The organism is Pseudomonas sp. efr-133-TYG-103a, from assembly GCF_030209235.1.
Lineage (GTDB): Bacteria > Pseudomonadota > Gammaproteobacteria > Pseudomonadales > Pseudomonadaceae > Aquipseudomonas.
Genome location: NZ_JARVSK010000026.1, coordinates 173,769 through 198,486 on the forward strand (window position 1 = coordinate 173,769; position 24,718 = coordinate 198,486).

Here is a 24,718-nt window from a genome sequence, read left to right on the forward strand (position 1 = left end):
ATCAAAGTGCAGAAGGAACATTCGCAACGAGCGTCGGTGCTGCAGCATGTCAGCCTCAATGTGCGTCGCTTGCGGCACGCAGCGGACCTCAGCCAGACCGCGCTCGCCGAGCGCTCCGGTGTCAGCCGGCGCATGCTTGTCGCGATCGAGGCGGGCGAGAAGAATGTCAGTCTGGCGACGCTTGACCGTGTCGCCGAAGCGCTGGATGTGGCGTTCAGCGATCTGATTCAGGCGCCGGACGACCGCGATCCCAGCCGGATCAACGAAGTTGCCTGGGCGGGTGCGCATCCCGAGAGCACTGCCGTGCTGCTGGCCAAAGCCGTCGCGCGCCGGGAGGTCGAGCTGTGGGAGTTCAGCCTGATGCCGGGCGAAACTTATCGCTCCGAAGCCGACCCTGAGGGCTGGAGTGAACAGGTCTATGTGATCGAGGGCTGCCTGACCGTCGCTTTGCCCGACACGTCACGGCTCGTGTCGGCAGGGGAATTCTTCATGTTTGCCAGCAACCAGCCCCACGCCTATCGCAACGAAGGCGACGCCAAACTGCGTTTTGTCAGGAACGTGGTGCTGTAGACCGCGATGCGCCGCGCCGCTATCGCTCCGACCGGCTCTGTACTGCTGCTCCGGCAACATCCCTTCAACAGATTGCGCGTGTTTCGTACAGCCAACCCTGCCTCGATCCCGGCACGGGTCGTGCTCTGCATCCTTCATACCGCAACGGGCCCGAGCGGGTCCTGTTTGAATCCATCCGCACGCTGGCCATAATCAGGCGTGCGCGCCACTGTGGCGAAAACAAGGCGAGAAGCAATGACCTCTGATAACAGTCGACCCCACGCGGATGTGCTCATCGTCGGCGGCGGCCTGAGCGGCACCCTGCTGGCCGTGCAACTGCTGCGTTTGCCGGGGCAGCGCCGAATCGTGATCATCGAATCGCGCAGCGAGCTCGGTCGTGGCGAGGCCTACAGTGCCACGCAGCTGGGACACACCCTGAACGGCAACGCGGCGCGCATGAGCGTCGACCCTGATAACGCCGAAGACCTGACGCAATGGCTGAGTGAGTACATCGCGGCGGGCGGTTGGCCCGAGTCCGATGAGCAGCATGTGCCCATCGCGGAGCTGTTCCCGCCGCGCGGAATCTTTGGCCTTTACGTGCAGCAGCGTCTGGCCGAGGCGCAGGCGATCGGTGCTGCGGCTGGCTCGTCCGTCGCGCATGTGCGTGGCGAGGTGACGGACCTGCAGACCGATGAAGCCGGCGTGCGTGCAACCCTTGCGGACGGCCGCACCGTGACCGCTCGCTTCGGGGTGCTGGCAACCGGCATGTTCGCCGCCGCACGCACGCCACAGCGCGACTCCAACGCGTTGAACGCGGCCGCGGTCGATCCCTGGGACGTTGCCGCCATGACGCAACTTGACCGGCAGGGGCGAGTGCTGATCATCGGTTCCGGACTGACGATGGTCGATGCCGTGGTTTCCCTGGAGCAAGCCGGGCATCGAGGCCCGATCGATGTGTTCTCCCGCCACGGCCTGCTGCCACACGTGCGCCGCCAGCCTCCGGCGTGGCCGGACTTTCTGGCGGCCGATCACAGTATTCGCAGCACTCGACAGCTGGTCAGAGCGCTGCGCGAGCAGTGTCGACTGGCGATCAAACAGGGCATTGACTGGCAAGCACCGCTCGACACGGTGCGGGTGCATATTCCCCGGCTCTGGAGTCAGGCGACTGACGTTCAGCGGCGTCAGTTCGTACGCCATGTCCGGCCTTGGTGGGAAAGTCATCACCACCGTTCTCCGCCGCCCAGTGCAGAGTTGGTCGAGCGGCTGCTGCAAACGGGGCGTCTGCGCGTGCATGCCGCCACGCTGCAGGGGGTCGAGGAGGCGCCGCCGGGGCAGGTGCAGATTCGCGTGCGTTATCGTGGCGAGCCAGCGTCGCGTATCGAAAGCGGCGCTGCCCTGATCAACTCAACGGGCATCCAGTACGACTGGCGCCGAGTGGATCGCGCCTTGCCGCGACGGTTGCTTGAGCACGGACTGATCCAGCCGGGCCCCCTGGCATTGGGCATCGCCGCCGATGCGGGCGGCGCCGTACTGGACGCCCAGGGCCAGGTCTCTGCGCGGCTGTACGCCATGGGCCCGCCGTTACGTGGCATGTGGTGGGAAAGCACTGCCGTTACCGACGTCGCGTTGCAAGCCAAGGCCCTGGCTGCGCGTCTGGTGGCGCTTCAGGCCTGACGTTGGCGGCAAGGATGCGCAACCCGCTGGCGATGAGCGAGTTGCGCATTGCTTCGGGCGACGACCTCGGGCCGTTTCGCGATTTGTGTCGACTCCGACACAAATCGCAGTGTTTGCTCTAAAGCGCTGTCCGAACGAGCCGACAGCCCGTGATCGAACCGGTAAAACCGTGTGACTGCGGCAGGGACCGAAGCGATTACATCAAGGCTATGGAGGCATTCATTCATGTTGAGCTTGAGTTTCAGAAATCCCGCCGAAGGTGCGGCGCTGGTGCAGCAGACTGTCGCCCAGACCTCGCAAAACCTCGAGGACGTTCCGGACAGCGACAGCGCCGCCGAGCAGGTGCGTCGGGGCATTGAAGTGCTGTTGTCGCCCGAGGCGCAGAAGGCGGCGAAATCAGGTGACAAAAACGCCGACATCGATGCCAGCCATCTGCCTGACCGGATCAAGGAGCAGCTCAAGCTGATTCGCTCGATCCAGGAGCGTATCGCCAAGCGCATGCAGGACATGCAGGCCTTCATGAACGACCGCTCGCTTTCGCCCCGCGCGCGGGAAGGCAAGATCCGTCAATTGCAGATGGAAATCATGGCCATGACCAACTCGCTCATCCAGGCGACCAACGAACTCAATCAGGCCATGCAGCAAATGAAACTGTCACTGGCCGATCGCACACTGGCAGGCACGCTGGTCAGCCCGCAAAACCTTCAATCCTGATCCGGCAGACGCGCTGTGTGCCGAAAGCTGGCCGTCGTCGAGGGCGCATGCGCGCTGTGTCGCGCAGGTGGCATCAGACCGACAGTTGCATCATCCGGTCGCCCTGCAACTGTTCGCCGGGGCGGCGTTTGTTCACCGCCAGTTCGCCGATCTTGATCAGCCGCGCGCGGATGACGTTGCGGCTCAGGCCCAGCAACTGTGCCGTATGAACCTGGTTGTAATGGCTGAACCGATAGGCCGCACGCAGCAGCGCGTCTTCGACCTTTTCGTGCAGGGCGCCGGCCTGCTCCTCGAACAGCTTCTGAAACGCGCGGGCGAGGAGTGCTTCGGTTGAATCGTCGACTGCTGGAGATGATTCTTCCTGACGCTCCAGACGCAGGTTGGACAGGCGCAGATCATCGGCCTGAATCACGCCATTGCGGCAGATCAGCAGCGTGTGATGAATGACGTTTTCCAGCTCGCGAATGTTCCCCGGCCAACCATAGCTGCGCAGCTTGTGTTCGGCATCCGGGCTGATCTGAATCGGCCCGCAGCCCAGACGCTGGCTGTAGACCTCAATGAAATGCCGACTCAGCGGCATGATGTCGCCAGGCCGTTCACGCAAGGTGCTCAGCTGCAGGTTCACCACGTTCAGGCGATAGAACAGGTCCTCTCGAAAGTGTCCGGCGTTGATCGCGCGTTCCAGCTGCACGTTGGTCGCTGCCAGCACGCGGACGTTGATCGGCGTGCTTTTGCGCGAACCCAGGCGAACCACTTCACGCTCTTGCAGGACGCGCAGCAGCTTGACCTGAATGGCCAGTGGCAGATCGCCGATTTCATCGAGAAACAGCGTGCCGCCGTTGGCTTCCTCGAACCAGCCGGCCTTGGCGGTCAGGGCGCCGGTGAAGGCGCCTTTCTCGTGCCCGAACAGTTCGGCCTCTACCAGCGATTCGGAAAACGCACCGCAGTTCACGGCCACGAAAGGTTGATGCTTGCGGCTGCTGAGGTTGTGGATGTGGCGCGCGACCAACTCCTTGCCCGTGCCGGTTTCGCCGATGATCAGCACGCTCGCGTCGCTGGGCGCCACTTGCTGAATGTGCGACAGCAGCGCCTGGGATCTGGGGTCTTCGAACACCTGCGCGGTGGCGCGGATCGACGTAGCCAGGGCGGGCGAGGGCGGTAAGGTCAGTAGCTGCATGGGGATCACTTGTGGTTGAAACGGTACGCTGGCGGTCATCCGGGAACTCCTTGTCGCCGAGGGGCAAGCCCATGGCCCGAGCGTCATGCTTGCGCTCGGCTAACGGGTCTGTCCTGCAGGGGTGAGCCTGCTCGCGTCAGCGATGGTCACTGGGTGCACGGGTGCATTCAGATCGCTGGGGCGAGCACGCTCACCCCTGCAACGGGGCGGCGGTGTCACTTACTTCTGCGGTGGCAGATCGTTGGCGATCATCTCGCCGAACGGGCCGGTCAGATTGGTAATGCCGCGACCGGCGAGGCTGCGATACGGCTCGGGCAGCAACGGGAAGACCAGCTCGGCAAAGCGGTAGGCCTCCTCCAGGTGCGGATAGCCCGAGAAAATGAAGCTTTCGATGCCCAGATCGGCGTATTCCTTGATCCGTTCGGCCACTTCCTGCGGATTACCCACCAGTGCCGTGCCCGCACCGCCGCGCACCAGGCCGACACCGGCCCACAGGTTTGGGGCAATCTCCAGGTTGTCGCGCCGACCGTCATGCAGCGCGGCCATGCGGCGCTGGCCTTCAGAGTCGAAGCGGGCGAAGGATTTCTGCGCGGCCGCGATGGTTTCGTCGCTGATGTGCTCGATCAGCGTGTCGGCGGCTTTCCACGCCTCTTCGCTGGTTTCGCGCACGATCACGTGCAGACGGATCCCGAATTTGACGGTGCGTCCGTTTCGCGCCGCGCGCTCGCGGATGTCAGCCAGTTTTTCGGCAACGGCCGCAGGCGGCTCGCCCCAAGTCAGGTACACGTCGACCTGTTCGGCGGCGAGCTCATGGGCGGCCTGCGACGAGCCACCGAAATACAGCGGCGGATAGGGTTTCTGGATCGGCGGGTACAGCGCTTTGGCGTTCTGCACTTTCAGGTGCTTGCCCTCGAAGTCCACCGCTTCGCCTTGCAGGACGCGGCGCCAGATCTTGAGGAATTCGTCGGTCACCTCGTAGCGTTCGCTGTGGTCGAGGAAGCTGCCGTCGCCGCGATTTTCGTCAGGGTCGCCGCCGGTCACCACGTTGATCAGAAGGCGGCCGCCCGACAGGCGATCCAGTGTCGCCGCCATGCGCGCCGATACGGTCGGGGAAATGATCCCCGGGCGAATCGCCACCAGGTAACGCAGGCGCTCGGTCAGCGGCACCAGCGCCGAGGCGATTACCCAGGAGTCTTCGCAGGAGCGACCGGTCGGGATCAGCACGCCGTGGTAACCCAGATCGTCGGCCGCTTGGGCGACCTGTTTCAGGTAGTTGAGCGTGACAGGGCGCGCACCTTTGGTGGTGCCCAGAAAATGGCCGTCGCCGTGTGTCGGTAGAAACCAGAAAACATCCATGAGAAATCCTTCGAGCAGAATCGGTGGCTTGTGACGAGTGCACCCGTTATAAAGGCTTCGATTTATTCCGTAAAAGAACTGAATTCCATATTTTTATAACCGATGGAGATATGTCTTGTTTGTTTGGATCTGAGAGGGCTGGCGCGAATGCGCGAGTGGCGAAGAATTCTCTGGAAGCGCGTTTGCCCGCGCATGCGATTTACCCGTGACCGCTGCGTTGTCTGACACACCTCTTCGTGGGCAAGCGCGCTCCTGCACGGTTCCGCGCCAGATGAGCGGTCTGGACACCCATAACTTACGCGCAAAAAAACAGGCGCCGAAGCGCCTGTGAAGGAGAGTACCGACACGCTGATCGTCAGAAAATCTGCGTGAAGAACCAATACAGACCGCCCGAGAGCAGGATCGCCGCCGGCAGCGTCAGCACCCAGGCCATCGCCAGGTTGCGCAGCGTGCGCATCTGCAGCCCGGAGCCGTTGGCGGTCATGCTGCCCGCCACGCCAGAGGACAGCACGTGAGTCGTCGATACCGGCAGCCCGTACATATCCGCCGCGCCGATCGTGAGCATCGCCACGACCTCTGCCGATGCGCCTTGGGCGTAGGTCATGTGGGTCTTGCCGATCTTCTCGCCGACGGTGACGACGATGCGTTTCCAGCCCACCATGGTGCCCAGACCCAGCGCGATGGCGACCGAAATTTTCACCCACAGCGGAATGAAGCGGGTGGCGTTGTCGATCTGCTGCTTGAACAACTGCACCTTCCCTTGAGTATCGGCGTCGAAGTTGCCCACCTTGTTCTTGTCCATCACGCGGATGGCCTCGGAGGTCAGGTACATGTCGTTGCGCACGTTGGCAGTCGCTTCTGCCGGGACCTTGGACAGCGAGCCGTAGCTGGCGACCTGATCGCCGATCTTGCCCGCCATGACCGCCAGCGCCGGAATCAGCTCGGGCGTCGCCTGCTTGTCGCGGATGTAGGTGGACAACGTCTGGCGTGAGTCGGCCGGAGCGGGCAGCGGCGCGGTTTTGATCAGCGCCTGCTGAGTCACCTGCGCCACCGCCGCGAACTGCACGGACTCATCGGCCGGCATCGCGCGGTTCAGGGCGTAAGCCATCGGCAGCGTGCCGACTAGGATCAGCATGATCAGGCCCATGCCTTTCTGGCCGTCGTTTGAGCCGTGGGCGAACGACACGCCGGTACAGGTGAGAATCAGCAGTCCGCGGATCCACAGCGGTGGCGGCGTGGCGCCTTCCGGCGCTTTGTACAGCGCCCGATTCTTCACGAACGCACGCAAGGCCAGCAGCAGCAACGCGGCGCAGGTGAAGCCAACCAGCGGCGAGAGCAGCAGCGAATAGCCGATCTTGGTGGCCTGGCTCCAGTCCACGCCGCTGGTCCCGTCACGGCCGTGCATCAGCGCGTTGGCAACGCCCACGCCAATGATCGAGCCGATCAGTGTGTGCGACGAGGACGCCGGCAGGCCCAGCCACCAGGTGCCGAGGTTCCACAGGATCGCCGCGATCAACAGGGCGAAGATCATCGCGTAGCCCGCTGACGAGCCGACCTGCAGGATCAGCTCCACCGGCAGCAGGGCGATGATGCCGAACGCCACCGCGCCGCTTGAGAACAGCACCCCGAGAAAGTTGAAGGTCCCGGACCAGAGCACCGCGAAGTTCGGCGGCAGCGAATGGGTGTAAATCACCGTCGCGACCGCGTTGGCGGTGTCATGGAAGCCGTTGACGAATTCGAAGCCCAGCGCGATGACCAACGCCACGCCGAGCAGAATGAACGGTGTCCAGGTCAGGACCACGGTGCCCAGCTCGTCCATGTCCTGCTTGAGACTGAAGCCGGTGTAAAGCAAACCCAGGCCGAGTATGGCGAAGAAAATCACCACCGTCAGAACGCCGGGCTTGCGCCCGAAGGTAGAACTCAGCCCGGCGCCCTGTTGCAGAGAGCCTTGAGCCAGTGTCGGGGTTGCCATGATTTACGATCCTGTCGAGATGGGATGGCATCCATGATCATTTCAAAATGTGACAAAGATGCGACGTGGATCACGAAATGCCCGGCGGCGGCAGCGGTCTGTCCGATTCTTTGGACGTGTTTGTCTAGGCACGTGATGCAAATTGGGAGATTGATGTTAATTAATCGCTATTGCATCTATCGCGAAAGAATATAACCGTTTGTCGACCCTGTCCCATTATCGGAGGCGGTTAATTAACGTTGCCACTACTGTAGAAACTATGGGGTTATCTGATGTTTATCTGCAATGGACTGATGACATGGACGTTATAAACGCTACAAGGCTGGAGGCTTCTGATTTCCTTGCTTGGCCGCATTCGATCCGGATGCTGTGTTGCCTAGGGTGTCGCCGGTACGGTGACGGTCAATATGGAACCGCCGTTATTTTTAACATAGAACAGAGCCTCAGCGTGACGCCCGTGCCGGTGTACTGCAATCCCTTGCGCAGCTAACCGTTATTTTGAAGTGAGTTGCCACTCGTCCATGGAAGACACAGGAGGTGCATATGATAATTGACACGTCTGGATAAATTAGAGGCTCGGTTCTAACCTCTTATATTAAATTTATATCAAGGAATGCGATAATGAGCGCAGATGATAAACGGCCGCGTATGAACTATCCTCACTTAACCCGTACCGCAGCGAAGGGGAAGATTTCGCTGAAGCAGCCGATCGAGATGATTATGTACGGGCCCAATCGCGATTATGAACATTATATTTTTTGGCTTGTCAAAGCGGGAACCGATGAGGTCTGTTCAGGCAATACGGCACCATTACGCCCTAAACTCGAGGACAAACTTTGGCAAACCTACGTATCTAATAAGCAAAGATTTACCGCCAACGTTTCTTCAGGTGACAAGGTACAAGTAGTGTTTGACGGGACGGCCCGCCCCAACGTTCATGACGTTTACAAGGGTGAGACGTACGTAATCGACGAGTAGCTCAACAACGCGCCCATGCGGCTATTCGGCCTCATGTGTTGCTCAGGAACCACCTGGCTTCCCGGCTCTTGCTTAACTGAGCCGGGTCGTCGCTGTGATATCGCCTCGCGCCACTCATTCATTCCTGCTCCTGGAAACGGCCAGCACCGGCAATTGAGGTGTACTAACGGAGGATCAGCTTTTTCTAATTGGCTATTGAGGTCATCGCGAATCGTTATAACCATTCGTCCATCATGAGGGAGAATCGCAACTGTGGCTTAGCTGAACAGGCTAACGTGTCATTGAGGCACCGTCCTCACTCAACTATTAATGATGTCACTCGCTAAGGAATGCAATCATGGCCAATACTGGTAAAGCTGAAATCATTTATGATCATCCCTCCGTGAAAGATAAAGCCCCGGGGGCAACTATCACAACGACGGATAATTTTGTTGTCCAGGCATTCTCTAAACAGACTCAGATACACCTGTATCTAGTTTGTCTGATTCGAGCGGATGGTCGCCCTGCCACAACCAATCCGGAACTCCTTGTGGGACCGGCCTCGCCCGATCCGGAGGAACCGCTACTGTCCCAGGAACTCCGTTTGGAAGCGGGTCTCACGTCTGGCGAAGAAGTCACCGCTTTTTTTAATTATATTTTGAATGGCAAAGAGCATATGGATGACTCAGAGGTTAAAGCGCTTCAGGCTGAATTCAATAAACATGTCCAAGAGGGTAAGAGCGTGAAGGACTTCGCGAAGGGGAAAAGATTTGAGGGTGATAAATATCGCGTAGCGTAATAATTATCTCAGCTCAGGCCAAGGTTCATACTGATTGAGGCGTCATGCTCATCACTGTTCTGTATCGGGTATGCGCCGCTAAGTTGATTCTGGCCTGATAATCGCCCGGCTTGGTAGACACCTCTCTTCAAGCCGGGTGATCAGGGTTCTTCAACGATATCCTTTCAATAATCACGGCTTTTACGAAATGCCCAGCGCCCGGCGATAAACGTAAAGGTCGCTACCAGGGCCACCAGCACCCAGAACCCATGGGGATCACTGGCCAGTGGAATCCCCCCGACATTCATCCCGAAGAAACCAGCCACGATGTTGATGGGCAACGCCAGCACCGTGACGACCGTCAGTGTGAACAGCGTGCGGCTGCTTTGTTCGTTGAGGTTGGCGGCGATTTCTTCTTGCAGCAATTTGATCCGTTCGCCAAGAGCGGTGAGGTCGCTGATCACCAGGGCCGATTCCTCGGTGGATTGCCGCAACTCCTGCAAATCTTCTTCCATCAGCCACTGTGGCGGACGATGCAACAGGCGCATCAGCGAGCCAGGCTCCAGGGCCAGCAGGCGCTGCAAGCGCACCAGTACGCGGCGCATGGCACCCAGCTCGGTGCGATTGTTACTCAAGCGCTGGGAGAGCAGTTGGTCTTCGATCTTGTCGACGCTGATGCTGGTCTTGCGCATGAACTGCGCCAGCACTTCGCTTTGATCGCGCAGCAGATGTGCCAGCAGTTCGAGGGGCGAGCGAAAGGTTTCACCCTGTTTGACCGATGATCGCAGTCTGTCCACCGAACGCAACGGGTGGTGCCGCGCGGAGATCATCAGGTTGCTGCGCACGCACACCCACAACGTCGCGATGTCGGTGGAGACGCGATTGAAATCGAAGACCACGTCGTTGACCACGGCCAGAAGGGCGGAGTCGACGTGTTCGATACGGGTCGACCTCGAACCCTCATGCAGCGCCTCGAGGAATTCGTCCGGCAACTCCAGATGGGTCTTCAACCAGCGTTCACAGCTGGCGTGCGCGAGGTTCAAGTGCAGCCAGACGAACTCGCCCGGTTCGCTGGGATTGTGCAGAAACTCAAGCGCCGTGGCTGAGTCGATCTCACGGCCGGGCTCGTCCGGTCTGAAACGAAATCCATACAGCAGACCGAAAATGTCAGAGTCCTGATGACGGGCAATGCTTGGATTCATGCGGGCTCGCAGACGAGGAGTGCCCAACGGGCAGCAGGGTCGAAAGCCGCATCATCGCAAGGGTTTTTGACAGTTCTGTGACAGTTTGTAAGGGGTTGTGGCTGTTCGTGAGAGCGTGGCTCGTGCTGCGATAGGCGACGAAGTTGTCGTCAGCCCGTACGCCGCGGTGTGTCAGGGCAGCAACCGTTGTCGCCATCAACGCCGGGTTCCCCGCCGATCGCGGGACAAGCCACGCTCCCACAGGTGACCACTAGACCATTGACAATGGCTTCTTGCGCAGCGGCGCCGGCCAGGACGAGTCGATCAACAGCTCATCCTCGATGCTCAGGTCGATCAGCGCCGCCTCGGCATTGAGTCGAAGATGGAGCGGGTCGACGGCTTTCGGGATGGCAATGACGCCGTCCTGACGCAACACCCACGCCAGGCTGATCTGGGCGGGGGTGGCGTCATGGCGATCGGCGACTTCGAGGATGGCCGGGTTGGACAGCAAATCGCCGGCCTGTCCGATCGGGCAGTAAGCCATCAGCGGCATCGCGACGTTCTGCATCCACGGCAACAAGTCGTATTCGATGCCACGCTCTTGCGGGTTATAGAGCACCTGATTGGTTGCGCAGGCGGGGTTGTTCAGATCCAGCAGGTCGGAGACGTCGAAGTTGGAAACGCCCCAGCGCCCGATCTTGCCTGCCTCACGCAGACGTTCGAACGCTTCGACGGTTTCTTCCAACGGATAGGAGCCCGGCCAGTGCAGCAAGTAGAGATCGATGAAGTCGGTCTTCATGCGCTGCAGGCTGCGCCCGCATGCGGCGGGGATGCCGTGGCGACTGGCGTTGTGGGGATAGACCTTGCTCACCAGCACGACCTGGTCACGCTTGCCGGCGATGGCTTGGCCGACGACTTCTTCGGCGCCGCCTTCACCGTACATTTCGGCGGTGTCGATCAGCGTCAGGCCCAGATCGATACCGGTTTGCAGGGCCTCCACTTCGGCTTGTCGCTGATGGCGATCCTCGCCCATTCGCCAGGTGCCCTGACCGATGACGGGAACGGTTTTTTCTGCCAGTTGAAGCGTGCGCATGGGAGGCCTCGTGCCGATGATGACTGCGTGTGTATAGAGAACTCAGGCAGTGCAGGCGGGCAGGGGTTCAATCTCAAGCACGTGACGACCGACGCATTCCCGGCTAAAGCCGGTCCTACAAGGGGCACGCGGTCAGTCCGTAGGACCGGCTTCAGCCGGGAAGAAGCCGGTGTGAACGCCATCAATATTGCGGCATGGCCCCCGACGCGTTCCCGGCTAAAGCCCGTCCTACAAGGGGCACGCGGTCAGTCAGTAGGACCGGCTTCAGCCGGGAAGAGGCCGGGGTGAACGCCACCGATGTTGCGGTGCGACGACCGACGCGTTCCCGGCTAAAGCCGGTCCTACTAGGGGCACACGGTCTGTCGGTAGGACCGGCTTCAGCCGGGAAGAGGCCGGGGTGAACGCCATCAACATTGCGCCATGGCCCCCGACGCATTCCTGGCTAAAGCCGGTCCTACAAGGGGCACGCGGTCAGTCAGTAGGACCGGCTTCAGCCGGGAAGAGGCCGGGGTGAACGCCATCAACATTGCGCCATGGCCCCCGACGCGTTCCCGGCTAAAGCCGGTCCTGCGGTGGGTTTGGCGGCCAGTGTCACGGGTTACACATCATTTATGGGTGTTCTCCCATCCGCCGCCGAGGGCCAGGAACAGGTCGACCTGACTCATGGCAACTTGCGTATTGGCCGCAGCCAGCTGCGCGGTGACATCGGTGTAGGTGCGCGTTGCCTGCAGGTCGGCGAGGAAGGACTCACGGCCGGCAAGGAAGAAACGGTGGGTCTGATCCGCGGCCTGACGCGCCGACTCTTCCGCCTCGGCCAGCGCGTCGCGGCGCTCCAGCAGCGAGGTGTATTGCGACAGACCGGTCTGTGCTTCGCGAATGGCGTTGAGCACCACGCCGTCGAAATGCGCGAGCGCGGCCTGATTCGACGCTTCGGCCATGTGAATGCGCGCGCGGGCGCCGTTGGACGGGATGGTCCAGTTGATCACGCCGCCAAAGCCCCAGCGGTTGGTCGATGGATCGCCCAGTTCGTCGAGAATACCGACAGTGCCCACCGTCGCGCCGATGCTGATGTCCGGGTACAACTCGCCGGTGGCCACGCCGATGGCCGCGGTGGACATCGCCAGCCGGCGCTCGGCCTGACGCACATCAGGGCGACGCTTGAGCAGGGCAGCGCCATCGCCGACCGGCATGACCTGCGCGATATGAGGCAGCTCCGCGCACTCGGAAACGCCTTTGGGCAGTTGATCGAGCGGCCGCGCGAGCAGCATCGACAGGCGATACAGGCCAGCCTGTCGCGCCGCCTGATAACGCGGCAGTTCGGCACGCAGGGATTTGAACTGGGTCTGCGAGCGGGTCACCTGGGTTTCATCGCCACGTCCGGCGTCGCGCAGGCGCTGGGTCAGGTTGACGCTCTGCTGCTGCAGATCCAGCGAATGCAGGGCGATATCGCGTTCTTCGTTGGCGGCGCAGATTTGCGTGTACGACCGCACGACATCGGCCACCAGCGTGATACGCGCAGTGTCGGCAGCGGCCTGCGCCGCGTCGGTGTTGGCTTGCGCGGCTTCGATACCGCGTTGCAGCACGCCGAACAGGTCGAACTGATAAGACGTGGTCAGCCCCACGTCACCGATGTTCGCCACCGGCACCTTCTCGGGCAACAGGAATGCTTGCCCGGCTTCCTGCAGGCGTTGCGCGCCGGCTTTGGCGGAGTTAGTGAAACCGCCGGCCTCTTGCGCTTCGTTGGTCTGATAGCGCGCCCGCTGCAGGTTCGCCGCGGCCACGCGTAAATCGGTACTGGACGCCAGCGCCTGACTGACCAGCGCGTCGAGTCGAGGGTCGTTGTACAACTTCCACCAGTCGGCCGGCACGGGCGCCGACACCACATTCGCCGATTCGCCGGCCAGGTCGCCCTGCAGATCGGCGCGATTGACCGCCGCGTCTTTGGGCAACTGGTAATCCGGACCGACCACGGTACAGGCCGACAGCAATAAGCCCAGGCCCGCTGTCAGCAGGCGCGCGCTGTGTTTCATTTGCTCGCTCCATTATCGGTGGACGGCCCATGGCCGACGGCGGGAGAACTGGCTGGCGCGTCAGTGCTGCGGGCGCCCTCTGCGTCGCCGTCGGCATCGATGATCGACACGGTAGCGGTACGCCCGGCAATCATGCGGAAATCTCCCGGCACTTCATCGAAGGCAATGCGCACCGGAATCCGTTGCGCCAGACGCACCCAGCTGAACGCCGGATTGACGTTGGGCAGCAGGTTGGAGCCGCTGCTGCGGTCGCGGTCTTCGATACCGGCGACGATGCTCACGACGTGACCACGCAGGCGGGCGTTGTCGCCGATCACCCGGATGTCGACGCCGGAACCGATGTGAATCCCGTCCAGCTTGGTCTCTTCGAAGTAACCGTCGATGTGAAACGAGTTGCTGTCCACCACCGAGAGCACCGGACGCCCTGCGCTGACGAACTCGCGGTCACGTGGCGCGCGGTCGTTCAGGTAACCGTCGACGGGGCTGCGGATGACCGAACGATCCAGGTTCAGCTGCGCCGAATCGACCGCCACTTGCGCCTCGTTCAGCGCCGACAACGCTCGGGCTTCCCGGGACTGGCTTTCTTCCAGTTGCTCGCGCGCAACCAGATTGCCCAGGCCGCGGTTACGCTTGTTCTCGCGCTGCGCCTGTTCCCAGGTTTCCTTGCGCTCGGCCACGGTGGCCTGAGCCTGACGCAGCGCCAGGCGGAAGCGGTCCTGGTCGATGGTGAACAGCAACTGGCCTTTCTTCACGGGCTGGTTGTCGCTGACCGCGACCTTTTCGATCAGCCCGGACACGTCCGGCGCGATCTGGATCACGTCGGCCCGGATATGACCGTCCCGGGTCCAGGGCGCGTACATGTAATACATCACCATGCGCCAGACGACGACGGCGGCGAGAATGACGACCAGCAGGGTCAGGACCACACGGCCCAGAGTCAGCAGAGGTTTTTTCATTTCATCAGGTATCGACTGAGGGTATCCACGACGCCGAGCAGCAAAGCGTATAGACCGACGTTGAACAAAGCCCGGTGCCAGACCAGGCGGTAGAAGTGGGCACGCGACAGCAAGGCGTGGACCACCAGAAAAATCACATAAGCGATGCCCATCAGCACCAGAAACGTGGGCAGGAAAATCCCGCTGATATCCAGATCACCGATCACAGTGGCGCTCCATCGATGCCATACGGCGGTTGTTCTTCCTGCTCGGCGAGCACGTCGACGATCTCCACACCCGGCAACAGCGCCAGGCGCAAGCCGCTGAGCGCGTGCAGCAGGTGCAGACGCGACTCGTCATCGCCCATCCATTCGTGACTCAGCGAGCGGCGAGCGCGGTCCATGGTCATCAACAGACCCTTGGGCGCAGGCAAACGCTCGCGCGCCTTGAGACAGGCCCGGAAATAGCCGCCGACCTCGGTGGCGACCTGACGCAGCAACTGTCGTGGCACCGCGTTGACCCGGGGCATGTAGGCCAGCAGGTCGAGCATGTTCAACGCCACTCGCACTTCGCGCAGGGCGACCGTGGTGTCCTGCGCCGTGATCGCCAGACGCGGCAGGTGCTGCATCAGGCGGTCCAGCATGCGCACGCCCATTTGCCGGTGTTCGGCCAGGGTGGCTTCTTCGCTGAGCGAAACGATGTCGCTCCAGCTGAAACGGGTCAGGCGCTTGGCCGCCACCTCGGTGCCGAACGGCCGGACGATCAGGGTCCAGACAAATGCAAACGCGAGTCCCACCGGCCCGGCCAGGTTGGAGTTGACGAAATTGAGGAAGTCCGCGTCGTAGGCGCTTTGAATGCTGATGAACGATGAGGTGTTGACGATCGTCAGCAGCGTGCCGAGGTAGAACTTCGGCTGCACCGTGAGCGTGCCCACGCAGATGAACGGCACTGCGAACGCCAGCACCAGCATCGGAAAGTCATGCAGGTTGGGCAGCACCACGAACAGGTACAGACTGGCGAAGATCACCGACATCATCGTCCAGAAAAAGAAGCGGTATATCTGCGGCGCCGGGTCGTCCATGGCCGCGAAGAAGCTGCAGGACACCGCCGCCAGCGCAACCGCGCTCGCGCCATCCTGCCAGCCGAGCAGAATCCACAGCACCGAAGCGACGAGAATGGCGCTGACCGAGGTGGCCACCGAGTACAGCATCATGCCGCGGTCCAGGAACGGCGACAGGCGACCCAGCCGCCAATGCCGGTACACCGCGCGCCAGGGTGTGTGATCGTCGGTGCGGATGGCGTGTTGCAGCGTGCGGCAGTCCTGCCACAGGTCGATCCACTCGCGCAGCCGGTAGAGCGCGTTGGACAGCAGCAACTGACGGCGATCGTCGAGCTGGGCGGCGGTGGGTTGCAGCCGATCGAGCTCATCGTGCAGCGCCTGCCAGTAGTGGATCGGCGCGCCGTCGACGGTTTTCTCCACCCAGTCGCGGCATTCGATCAGCAGGGGGGCGAGGTCGGCCACCAGCTCAGGGGTGCGACGTTCCAGTGCCCAGAGCGCATCGTCGAGGGCGTCGATCACCGGCAGCAGGTGGATCATCCGGCCGCGCAGCTCCTTGGCGTTGCGTAGCGTCTGGCGGTGAGTACCTTCATACGGCAGCTGGCCGATCATCAGCTCCAGGCTGTTGAACGTCGCCACCATGGACGTGCGCAGACCGCCCACTGCTTCGGGCGTAGCACTGCGTGACAGAAACAGGTCGCTGTAGGTCGAGGCGTCCTTGAACCACTTGCCCATGGAGTCGATCAGCACCGGCGCCAGACGGCGCGGCCAGAACATCGCACCGACCACCGCCGCGCAGACGATGCCGAGCAGGATTTCTTCGGTGCGCGACACCGCGATGTCGAATACCGCCTGAGGGTTGTCGACCACCGGAAACGAGATCAGCGGCATGGTGTAACCGGCCAGCATCAGCGCGTAGCTGTTGGCCGTGCGCAGGTGCAGCGAGAGGAAGAGCAGGGTGCCGGTCCACAGCGCGATGACCAGTGCCAGCAGAAAGGGCGTCTGCACGAACAGCGGCACGATCAGCACCGACGCGGCCGCGCCCAGAAAGGTGCCGGCGGCGCGGTACAGCGCCTTGGAACTGGTGGGCGCGACGAACGGGCTGGAGACGATGTACACCGTTGCCATCGCCCAGTAAGGACGCGGCAGTTCGAAGATGAGCGCGATGTACAGCGCGAGCATCGACGCGGCGAAGGTGCGGATGCCGTAGAACCAGTCGCGGGCAGGCGGTACGCCAGTGAAAAAGCCTTTAAACAGGTCGTTCAAGATGACAGCTCCGGCGCCATCGGGGTCGCCATCGCAATAGCTTTGAAGACTCGCAAGGTGGCTTCCAGGTCGGCCGGGTCAACGCTGCCGAACACATCGCGGCGCAGCCGGATCAGTTCGCTTTCAATGGCGTCCGACAACGCTCGGCCTTCCGGGGTCAGGCTCAGGGATTTGGCGCGGCGGTCGGTCGGATCTTCGGTGCGTTGCACCAGTCCTGCCTTGCCCAGTTGATCGAGCAAACGCACCAGCGAAGGGCTTTCCAGACCGCACGCCTGGGCAACCGTCACCTGCCTGACGCCTTCACCCAGACGCGCGATCATCAACAAAGGACCGGCGCAGGCTTCGGAAACGCCATAGTTCATCAACGTGGTCTGGCAGACCCGGCGCCATTGGCGAGAGGCCGCAACGACGCCACCGGTGATGTGCATTTGCAGTGAATCTAGAGTCATGGAAGGTGCCACTGGAGTAGGTTCATCCGAAACGGTTTGATTAGGCAGTGAATGATTAGTCTCTGTATTATTAGGTTGCTAACTATTAATATCCAGTAACAAAAGGCTTTCGTCAACTGAAAATTGATCGATGGCGTTGGTAGCCGAAGGGGATTGCGCTCGCAGGAAAAGCCCGTCTCGCGGCTGATCCTGGCAATAATTTGTGACCGTCTGTCGGCGTTTTCACGCCGATTTGAACTTTATTCGGAAAATTCTCTCCTGCTCATTCAAAAAAATGACGCCACTTAAATGGCTTGGCGCTGGCGAGTTTCGCCACGCCTGACGAACGGCATGAAAAAACCGCGGTTACGCGATGGTGGCGAGAGAGTGGCATTGATCGTTTTTTAAACGATTTCGGCGGTTTCTTGACTGTTCCGCCGGGTTAAAGAACAACCGATTCAGCCGATAGCAAAGGCGACAGGAAACGGGGCTCAAAACCCCATTCCAGAGACATCCCTTTGCTGTGCGCCAGCGCACCACGAGAGCCACATGATCGACCTCGCCATTTGGAATCTTTCTGTACCCGTCGGCATTCCGGCCGCCACTATCGACACGCCGAAACTGGTCTCGGGTTACAAGGATGGTTACTTCCGTTCGGGAGACACTTTGTTCTTCTGGGCACCGGTAACCGGGTCAAGGACTGACAACGCCATCTACCCACGCACCGAACTGCGCGAGACCTTCCCTAACGGCGCCGTTCATAACTGGACTTATGGTCAGGCCGACAACTTCCTGCGTGCGGCGCTGACCGTCGACCAAGTGCCGTCGTCGGGCAAGATCGTCATCGGGCAGATTCATTGCTATGGCAGTACCGAGCCGCTGATCAAACTCGAGTACCAGTACAAAGAGAAGACCAAGACGGGCAACATCGTCGCCAAGTTCCGTCTGACCCCGACCTCGGAGCCTGCGGTGATCCAGATCGCGACCGGCGTGCTGCTCAAGGAGCGCTTCACCTACACCATCCACCTGACGCCGACGGGCTCGCTGACCGTCAACGCCCACGACATGCAGTGGAGCGCGAAACTGGACGCGAGCTGGAGCACCAGGCAGCTGTATTTCAAGGCTGGCGTCTACACCCAGGACAACACCGGCTACGCCACCGAAGGCGGCGCGGCGACGTTCTACAAACTGACGGTGTCCCACGACAAGAAAGCTTGACGGCATCAATGAGCAGTGAAGCGAGATCGAGAGCACTCTACCGGGCCATGCAGCGACCCGGTGGAGTGGGCGGGGCGACGGGTCACCTGTGCAGATCAAACGTTCCTGCGATGGTGGTAGTGGTAGTGACATCCTCAACGCTCACTTGAAAGCTGAAACTGCCCTTCATCGCTTGTATCGCTTCATCTGCGCTGATGAGCGTCACTGTCCCACTGACTGCATTGTACGCCGTGAACCAGCCCCCTGATTTCTCGACGCCATACGTTGCCCCAGGTGCTTCGAACGATCCCGGCAAGACTTCGTATGTGCCCGGTTCAGATGAATATGTAAATCGCACAGTTACGGATTCATAGGCTTCTTGTCCTTCCAGCTTACTGAAATTCACCTTCTGCGTGCCCCCTGACTCGCTGTTGGCAATGGTTACTTCAGCGTCAATGAAGTTTTTTGGCTTGCCGCCAATGGTGACTTCGAACGTTCCATTCGATTTTTCATTCTGTCCGTTCATGGTCGATTCTTCCTGAATCCTGGCAATGACAGGGATGCCCAATGGCGGACTCAAAGACCGTCCGTACCCACGAGGCCTGCCTACGAAGCTTAGGACTCCAGGAAGTCAGGTACAGAACGATTCGACATCGAGAAAATAGCGAATCGTTATAGTGATTGTGTTTGACAAAAAAACACGCTCAAGGCGCTGCGCAAAGGTCTATCTGGCAGCAGGTTTCAAGAAAATCAGCGCGAATCGGATGCGACCCGGGGCGGGTTGCTCCACCGTAGCGGCGCCGCCATGCAACTGCATGATCGCGGTCACGATCGCCAGGCCAAGGCCGTTGGAGTCAGAGCTCTGATGGCGTGAGGCGTCGCCCCGGTAGAAACGGTCGAACAACTTGCCGAGCGTCGATTCGCTCAGCACGGGCCCCTGATTTTCCACTTCAATGCGACATTCGCCGCCGCCTTCCAGAACGCGGATGTCAATCACGCTGCCTTCGTCGGCATAGCGAATGGCGTTGGCCACCAGATTGCTCAGCGCTCTGCGCAGCAGCAGCGGATCGGCGCTCAGGCGCGCATCGCCGCAGGTATTGACGATCAGTTGCCGTTCTTCAGCCAAGCCTTCGAAATAGCCGCAGAGGCGCTGCAGCTCTTGCGCCATGTCCAGCGTCTGACGATTGAGCGCCGCTTGCGCGTCGTCCGCCCGCGCCAGAAACAGGATGCTTTCGACCATCCGCGAAATACGTTCCAGTTCTTCCAGATTCGACGCCAGCAGCGCCTGGTATTCATCCGCCGTGCGTGGCTGACGGAGGGCGACCTGGCAATGCCCCATCAGCGACCCGACCGGCGTGCGGATTTCGTGAGCCAGGTCGGCGGAAAACTGGGTCAGGCGCTGATAACCGTCCGCCAGCCGGTCGAGCATGGCGTTGTAGGCGTCGCCCAACTGCTGCAACTCCACCGGCGTATCGCGGTTGTCCATCCGGCTTTCCAGGCGGGCCGGCGTGATTGCGGCGGCATGGCTGGCCATCCTGCGCAACGGCCGCAGGCCCCGGCGCAACAGCACATAACCCAGCACGGCGGTGAGCACGAAGGCCAGCGCAACCGAAGACAGAATGCGATTGCGGAAATTCGCCAGCGTGGCCATCTCTTTCACGGCGATGTGGGCCGCGGTGAGGTGCACGCGCCTGCCGCTGGACATGACTTCCACCGTGGCCGCGCGCATGGGGATGCCTGACGCCAGTTCGCCGCTGCGCATGTCGGCGACGCTCAACGGCGCATTGGCCGCGACCACCGGCGTCGTCGGCAACGGCGCACGCAGCGGATTGACCATGATGACCGGCGGCTTGTCCGGCTCGGTGATGATGAAAATGTCATCCTCGCTGTCGAGCATGTTCTCGAACAACTGCGGGCTGCCTTGCAGCTTGTCCAGCGTCAGGTCGTATTGCAGCAGTTTGCGAAAGTGATCCAGCCGCGCCAGCACGGCATGGTCGGTGCGGGTCATCACCGCGTCTTTCATGGTTTCGTACAGGTACATGCCGGCGCTGGCAACGGCCAGCATGGCCACCACCGAAAACGCCAGGGTCGAACGCAGGGTCAGGGATGGCTGGCGTCGGGCTCGCATGGCCGCACCTCGCAGACATAACCGATGCCGCGCACGGTGTGGATGAGTTTGACCGGGTAGGGCAGGTCGATCTTGCTGCGCAGGCGTTTGATCGCGACGTCCACCACGTTGGTGTCGCTGTCGAAGTTCATGTCCCAGACCTCGGAGGCGATCTGCGCCCGGGAGAGGACGTCGCCCTCGCGCCGCACGAACAGGTGCAGCAAGGCGAACTCCTTGTTGGTCAGGGTGATGACCTGCTGCTGGCGAGTGACCCTGCGGCGCAGCAGGTCGAGCTCAAGGTCGGCCAGATGAAAATGGTCGGCCTCGCGGACCACGCCGCGACGCAGGATCGTGCGGATGCGCAACAGCAGTTCGGTGAACGAGAAGGGTTTGACCAGGTAGTCGTCGGCGCCCAGTTCCAGACCGCGGATCCGGTCCTGCAATTGATCGCGAGCGGTGAGAAACAATACGGGCACGTCTTGCCTGGCGCGCAGGATTTCGATGATCTGCCAGCCATCGATGCCCGGCAGCATCACATCCAGCACCAACAGATCGTAGGTGTGCTCCAGCGCCATGTGCAGGCCGTCGGTGCCGTGCTGGGTCCAGTCCACTTTGTAGCCGGACTCGCTGAGCCCCTTCTTCAGGTACTCACCGGTTTTGGTGTCGTCTTCGATAAGCAGAATGTGCATCGTCGGTCGGGCTCGCTTCACGTCGTGGCGCTGTCACCGGCATGGCATGTCGGATCGGGGGCCTGCAACCCGGCTGCATGCCGCGTCGGATGTGGAGTGTAACCAACTGGCCGGGCGCGGCCGATTACATTTTTGTCATTGATCCGAGGGGTGATCGGGGCGTCGTGCGAATGACAAAAATGTCATCGCCCGGTCATTGTGGTGTGCCGGTTGCGGGTACAGGATGGCCTTCGTTCAACACGTCATGCCCCTCCAGCACGACTCTCGAAACTGCCTCAAGGAATGTTCACATGAAGATGAAGACTGCTCTGTCCACCACGTTCGGCGTGCTCATGCTCGGCGCCGCCGTTATTGCCGCTGCCGCTGACATGCCGGTGGTCAAGCCACTGCGCGGGACAGTCGACAGTGTCGACAACAAGACCCTGAACTTCACCACCCGCTCGGGCGCACATCAGAGCATCGGCTTGACTGACCAGACCGGCATCCGGCTGGTGTCCAAGACCGATATCGAATCGATCAAGCCCGACAGCTTCATCGGCTCCGCCGCCATCCCGCAGGCCGACGGTTCGTTGAAAGCGCTGGAAGTGACCGTGTTCGAGGCTAGCCTGAAGGGCAGCGGCGAAGGTCACTACGGTTGGCAGAATGCCGATGGCAGCACCGGCACCATGACCAACGGCACCGTGGGCAAGCTGAGCAAGGCCAACGGCCGCACGCTGAGCGTCGGCTACAAAGGCGGCGAGAAGCAACTGGTCGTGCCGGAAGACGTGCCGATCGCTTACGTTGAAGCGGGCAAGGTCGACCAGCTGGTCAAGGGCGCCAAGGTCGTGGTCTTCCCGGGTGAAGACGGCAAGACCGCCCGTGGTGTAGCGGTCGGCAAGGACGGCTTCCAGCCACCGATGTAAGCGGCGGCGGTGCGTGATATGCACCGCATTGCGTCCATGATGGGCGCGCGCTTGCCCGCGATGGCGGTCTGTCTGATACGAACAATGATCTGACACACGGCAATCGCGGGCGAGTGCGCTCCTGCAAGGCCCGGCTCACCACATTCATCCATGAAGAGCCTTTCAAGATGAAAAAAAACCGAATTCATCCTTGGCCCATTCGCCTGACGCACTGGATCAACGCCTTCGGCATGGTCTGCATGTTCATGAGCGGATGGGGCATCTACAACGCCTCGCCGTTGTTCCGTTTTACCTTTCCAAAGGACTTCACCGTCGGCGGCTGGCTGGGCGGCGCGCTGGCCTGGCACTTCGCGGTGATGTGGCTGTTGGTGATCAACGGCCTGATCTACGTGCTGTACAGCCTGTTCAGCAAGCACTTCAAACGGGATTTTCTGCCCGTCTCCCCGAAAGCAGTCAAACGCGATCTGCTCGACGCCCTGCGCTTTCGCCTAAGGCACGAGAAGGGCGTGTACAACGCCGTGCAGCGCCTGATGTATTGGCTGGTGCTAGCCGCGGGCGTGTTGATCGTGGTGTCGGGACTGGCGATCTGGAAACCGATTCAACTGCAGGAACTGACCGCGTTGTTCGGTGGCTACGATTTCGCCCGCTTCGTGCATTTCGCGGCGATGGCGGCGATCGGCGCATTCGTCGTGGTGCATTTGGCGTTGGTGTTGATGGTGCCGAAAACCTTGCTGCCGATGATCACCGGCGGCGTACGGCCAGTTGAAAACGGGAAGGTCGAACATGATTGAGCCGAAAAAACGCGCCATCCAGCGCGTCAGGCTGGAGCCTGCGCAACTGAGCCAGCTGGAAAGTATCCAGCGCCGCAACTTTCTGCGAGGCGGCTTGACGGTCGGCGCCATGGCCATGCTCACCGGTTGCAACCTGCAGGACGGCGATCAGGTGGATAAAGTGCTGTGGGCCATGTCGCGCTGGAATGACCGGGTGCAGGCCTGGCTGTTCAGCGGGCAGAAACTGGCGCCGACGTTCAAGAAGGAGCAGATCAGAAACCCGTTTCCGTTCAACGCGTTCTATTCCGAGGACGATATCCCGGATCTCGACGTGGCGGACTGGAAGCTGGGTGTATCGGGGCTGGTGCGGGACAAGGCGCCGTGGACACTGGATGGCTTGCGCAAATTGCCGCAGCGCAGTGACATCACGCGACTGATCTGCGTAGAGGGCTGGAGCGCGATCGGGCAGTGGGGCGGGGTGCCGCTCAAGACGTTCCTCGAGCATGTGGGCGCGGACACCACGGCGAAGTTCGTCGGGTTCAAGTGCGCTGACCGGTATTACTCGAGCCTGGACATGCCGACGGCGTTGCATCCGCAGACCTTGCTGGCGCTGGATTTCGGCGAGGTGGCCTTGCCGCCGGATTACGGTTATCCGCTGCGGGTGAGGGTACCGACCAAACTGGGGTTCAAGAATCCGAAGCACATCGTCGAGATTTTCGTGACCAACGATTATCCGGGCGGGTACTGGGAGGATCAGGGGTATAACTGGTTCAGCGGGATTTGATCGTGCTGCCTCAGTCTCGCTTTTGATTCTGCCCGGAGGGCGTAGGAGTCTGGCTTGCCGACGATGGGCTGCGCAGCAGTCCTGAAATCAGCGGATGCGGTTCTTCAGACACACCAAGCCAGCAGGGTTTACTGCCGGTTCCCGGCAGATCGTCGGCAAGCCGGACTCCTACGCCCTCCGGGCAGAGAATCAAAAGCATAAAAAAACCGCCTGACGAGTAATCGGCAGGCGGTTTTTTAATGCGTTGAAACTCAGTTCAGACCGAGTTTGCCGCGCATTTGCGACAGGTCTTCTGCCAGGGTGTTGACCGGGCCAGCGAGGGCCTTGCGGTCGTTTTCCTTGACCTTGTCATAGGTCTCGTAACCGCCATCCTTGGTTTTGTACTTGGCCAGAATCTTGTCGACCGTGGCGAAGTTCTTGTCGACTTTGGCGACGAACGCTGCATCGGATTTCTGCAGTTGCGGCTTGAACAGGTCGACGATTTTCTTCGAGCCGTCAACGTTGCCCTGGAAGTCATACAGGTCAGTGTGGCTGTAACGGTCTTCTTCACCGGACAGCTTGGTCGCAGCGACTTCTTCCATCAGCGCCGCAGCACCGCCGACCACTTTTTCCGGCGGGAAGGTCATGTCGGCAATGCGCGATTGCAGCTCTTTCACGTCAGCCAGCAGCTTGTCGGCGAAAACAGCCTGGTCCTTGGTGGTGTTCTGCGAGAACAGCGCGTACTCCAGGCGGTGGAAACCGGTGAAGTCGTCGGCTTTCACGCCGTTTTCGTGGTCGTCTTCGCGGGAGTCGATCGACGCGTCCAGGTCGCTGAACAGCTCGGCGATCGGCTCGATGGACTCGTAGGAGATACGCGTGGTCGGGAACAGTTTCTTCGCAGTCGCCACGTCGCCTTTCTTGATGGCGTCAGTGAATTTCTGGGTATCGGTCACCAGCTTGTCGACGTTTTCAGTGACGTAAATCTTGTAGTCCGAAACCGGCGTGACCAGATCCAGCGGAGCGGTGGCTGCGAAGACGGACATCGGGGTCTGCAACAAGCCAAGGGTAAGCAACAACGCGAGAGGCGACTTTTTCATGGAGCTCTTCCTGTGAGGTAAGGGTT

General features: G+C 61.0%; 23 protein-coding genes. 9 read left to right on the forward strand and 14 right to left on the reverse strand.

Annotated features, from left to right (window positions below; all coding sequences use genetic code 11):
- The first annotated feature begins 6 nt into the window (after positions 1-6).
- From QRN36_RS21680 to QRN36_RS21690, 3 genes are all read left to right on the forward strand, one after another.
- Positions 7-570: an XRE family transcriptional regulator gene (locus QRN36_RS21680; protein WP_285425943.1), complete on the forward strand. Its 564-nt coding sequence runs from the start codon at positions 7-9 to the stop codon at positions 568-570.
- 234 nt (positions 571-804) lie between these two features.
- Positions 805-2,223, forward strand: coding sequence for an FAD/NAD(P)-binding protein (locus QRN36_RS21685; RefSeq protein WP_285425944.1), 1,419 nt, complete (start codon positions 805-807; stop codon positions 2,221-2,223).
- A gap of 225 nt (positions 2,224-2,448) precedes the next feature.
- Positions 2,449-2,937, forward strand: a complete 489-nt coding sequence (locus tag QRN36_RS21690) for a hypothetical protein (RefSeq protein WP_285425945.1) — start codon at positions 2,449-2,451, stop codon at positions 2,935-2,937.
- Positions 2,938-3,010: 73 nt separating this feature from the next.
- Here QRN36_RS21690 and QRN36_RS21695 read toward each other — a convergent pair whose 3' ends face one another.
- From QRN36_RS21695 to QRN36_RS21705, 3 genes are all read right to left on the reverse strand, one after another.
- Complete coding sequence (locus QRN36_RS21695; RefSeq protein WP_285425993.1) at positions 3,011-4,114, reverse strand: sigma-54-dependent Fis family transcriptional regulator; 1,104 nt, start codon at positions 4,112-4,114, stop codon at positions 3,011-3,013.
- A gap of 219 nt (positions 4,115-4,333) precedes the next feature.
- On the reverse strand, positions 4,334-5,470 hold the full coding sequence (ssuD, locus tag QRN36_RS21700; protein WP_093459402.1) for an FMNH2-dependent alkanesulfonate monooxygenase: 1,137 nt from the start codon (positions 5,468-5,470) through the stop codon (positions 4,334-4,336).
- A gap of 355 nt (positions 5,471-5,825) precedes the next feature.
- Positions 5,826-7,442, reverse strand: a complete 1,617-nt coding sequence (locus tag QRN36_RS21705) for an inorganic phosphate transporter (protein ID WP_093459401.1) — start codon at positions 7,440-7,442, stop codon at positions 5,826-5,828.
- Between the two features lie 621 nt (positions 7,443-8,063).
- Here QRN36_RS21705 and QRN36_RS21710 point away from each other — a divergent pair.
- Both QRN36_RS21710 and QRN36_RS21715 read left to right on the forward strand, forming a co-directional pair.
- Entirely contained in the window at positions 8,064-8,420 is a 357-nt protein-coding gene (locus QRN36_RS21710; RefSeq protein WP_285425946.1) for a hypothetical protein, read from the forward strand.
- A 337-nt stretch (positions 8,421-8,757) separates the two neighbouring features.
- Positions 8,758-9,198: a hypothetical protein gene (locus QRN36_RS21715; RefSeq protein WP_285425947.1), complete on the forward strand. Its 441-nt coding sequence runs from the start codon at positions 8,758-8,760 to the stop codon at positions 9,196-9,198.
- 164 nt (positions 9,199-9,362) lie between these two features.
- Here the strand turns inward: QRN36_RS21715 and QRN36_RS21720 are convergent, their stop codons facing one another.
- The 7 genes from QRN36_RS21720 to QRN36_RS21750 form a co-directional block, all read right to left on the reverse strand.
- Entirely contained in the window at positions 9,363-10,379 is a 1,017-nt protein-coding gene (locus tag QRN36_RS21720) for a transporter (RefSeq protein ID WP_285425948.1), read from the reverse strand.
- Between the two features lie 250 nt (positions 10,380-10,629).
- Entirely contained in the window at positions 10,630-11,451 is an 822-nt protein-coding gene (locus QRN36_RS21725) for an aldo/keto reductase (protein WP_285425949.1), read from the reverse strand.
- 605 nt (positions 11,452-12,056) lie between these two features.
- A complete protein-coding gene (locus QRN36_RS21730) occupies positions 12,057-13,481 on the reverse strand; it encodes an efflux transporter outer membrane subunit (RefSeq protein ID WP_285425950.1) in 1,425 nt (474 codons plus the stop codon).
- Entirely contained in the window at positions 13,478-14,437 is a 960-nt protein-coding gene (locus QRN36_RS21735; RefSeq protein WP_285425951.1) for an HlyD family secretion protein, read from the reverse strand. The genes QRN36_RS21730 and QRN36_RS21735 overlap by 4 nt, the downstream gene beginning before the upstream one ends.
- Positions 14,434-14,643, reverse strand: coding sequence for a DUF1656 domain-containing protein (locus QRN36_RS21740; protein ID WP_093459396.1), 210 nt, complete (start codon positions 14,641-14,643; stop codon positions 14,434-14,436). The genes QRN36_RS21735 and QRN36_RS21740 overlap by 4 nt, the downstream gene beginning before the upstream one ends.
- Complete coding sequence (locus QRN36_RS21745; RefSeq protein WP_285425994.1) at positions 14,640-16,730, reverse strand: FUSC family protein; 2,091 nt, start codon at positions 16,728-16,730, stop codon at positions 14,640-14,642. The genes QRN36_RS21740 and QRN36_RS21745 overlap by 4 nt, the downstream gene beginning before the upstream one ends.
- A gap of 5 nt (positions 16,731-16,735) precedes the next feature.
- A complete protein-coding gene (locus QRN36_RS21750) occupies positions 16,736-17,188 on the reverse strand; it encodes a MarR family winged helix-turn-helix transcriptional regulator (RefSeq protein WP_285425952.1) in 453 nt (150 codons plus the stop codon).
- A gap of 528 nt (positions 17,189-17,716) precedes the next feature.
- Between QRN36_RS21750 and QRN36_RS21755 the strand changes: the two genes are divergently transcribed.
- On the forward strand, positions 17,717-18,385 hold the full coding sequence (locus QRN36_RS21755; protein ID WP_093459394.1) for a polysaccharide lyase family 7 protein: 669 nt from the start codon (positions 17,717-17,719) through the stop codon (positions 18,383-18,385).
- 82 nt (positions 18,386-18,467) lie between these two features.
- Here QRN36_RS21755 and QRN36_RS21760 read toward each other — a convergent pair whose 3' ends face one another.
- From QRN36_RS21760 to QRN36_RS21770, 3 genes are all read right to left on the reverse strand, one after another.
- The gene (locus QRN36_RS21760) at positions 18,468-18,890 is read right to left on the reverse strand and encodes a hypothetical protein (protein WP_285425953.1); all 423 of its coding nucleotides are present in this window, start codon (positions 18,888-18,890) and stop codon (positions 18,468-18,470) included.
- Positions 18,891-19,088: 198 nt separating this feature from the next.
- Complete coding sequence (locus QRN36_RS21765) at positions 19,089-20,492, reverse strand: heavy metal sensor histidine kinase (RefSeq protein ID WP_285425954.1); 1,404 nt, start codon at positions 20,490-20,492, stop codon at positions 19,089-19,091.
- The gene (locus QRN36_RS21770) at positions 20,465-21,160 is read right to left on the reverse strand and encodes a heavy metal response regulator transcription factor (protein ID WP_285425955.1); all 696 of its coding nucleotides are present in this window, start codon (positions 21,158-21,160) and stop codon (positions 20,465-20,467) included. The genes QRN36_RS21765 and QRN36_RS21770 overlap by 28 nt, the downstream gene beginning before the upstream one ends.
- A gap of 296 nt (positions 21,161-21,456) precedes the next feature.
- Between QRN36_RS21770 and QRN36_RS21775 the strand changes: the two genes are divergently transcribed.
- From QRN36_RS21775 to QRN36_RS21785, 3 genes are all read left to right on the forward strand, one after another.
- Positions 21,457-22,062 carry a hypothetical protein gene (locus QRN36_RS21775; RefSeq protein WP_285425995.1) on the forward strand — a complete coding sequence of 202 codons (606 nt, stop codon included), beginning with the start codon at positions 21,457-21,459 and terminating at the stop codon, positions 22,060-22,062.
- Positions 22,063-22,229: 167 nt separating this feature from the next.
- Positions 22,230-22,853 carry a cytochrome b/b6 domain-containing protein gene (locus QRN36_RS21780; RefSeq protein ID WP_285425956.1) on the forward strand — a complete coding sequence of 208 codons (624 nt, stop codon included), beginning with the start codon at positions 22,230-22,232 and terminating at the stop codon, positions 22,851-22,853.
- Positions 22,846-23,616: a molybdopterin-dependent oxidoreductase gene (locus QRN36_RS21785; RefSeq protein ID WP_285425957.1), complete on the forward strand. Its 771-nt coding sequence runs from the start codon at positions 22,846-22,848 to the stop codon at positions 23,614-23,616. The genes QRN36_RS21780 and QRN36_RS21785 overlap by 8 nt, the downstream gene beginning before the upstream one ends.
- 251 nt (positions 23,617-23,867) lie before the next feature.
- Here QRN36_RS21785 and efeO read toward each other — a convergent pair whose 3' ends face one another.
- Positions 23,868-24,692, reverse strand: a complete 825-nt coding sequence (efeO, locus tag QRN36_RS21790; RefSeq protein ID WP_285425958.1) for an iron uptake system protein EfeO — start codon at positions 24,690-24,692, stop codon at positions 23,868-23,870.
- Positions 24,693-24,718: the final 26 nt, after the last annotated feature.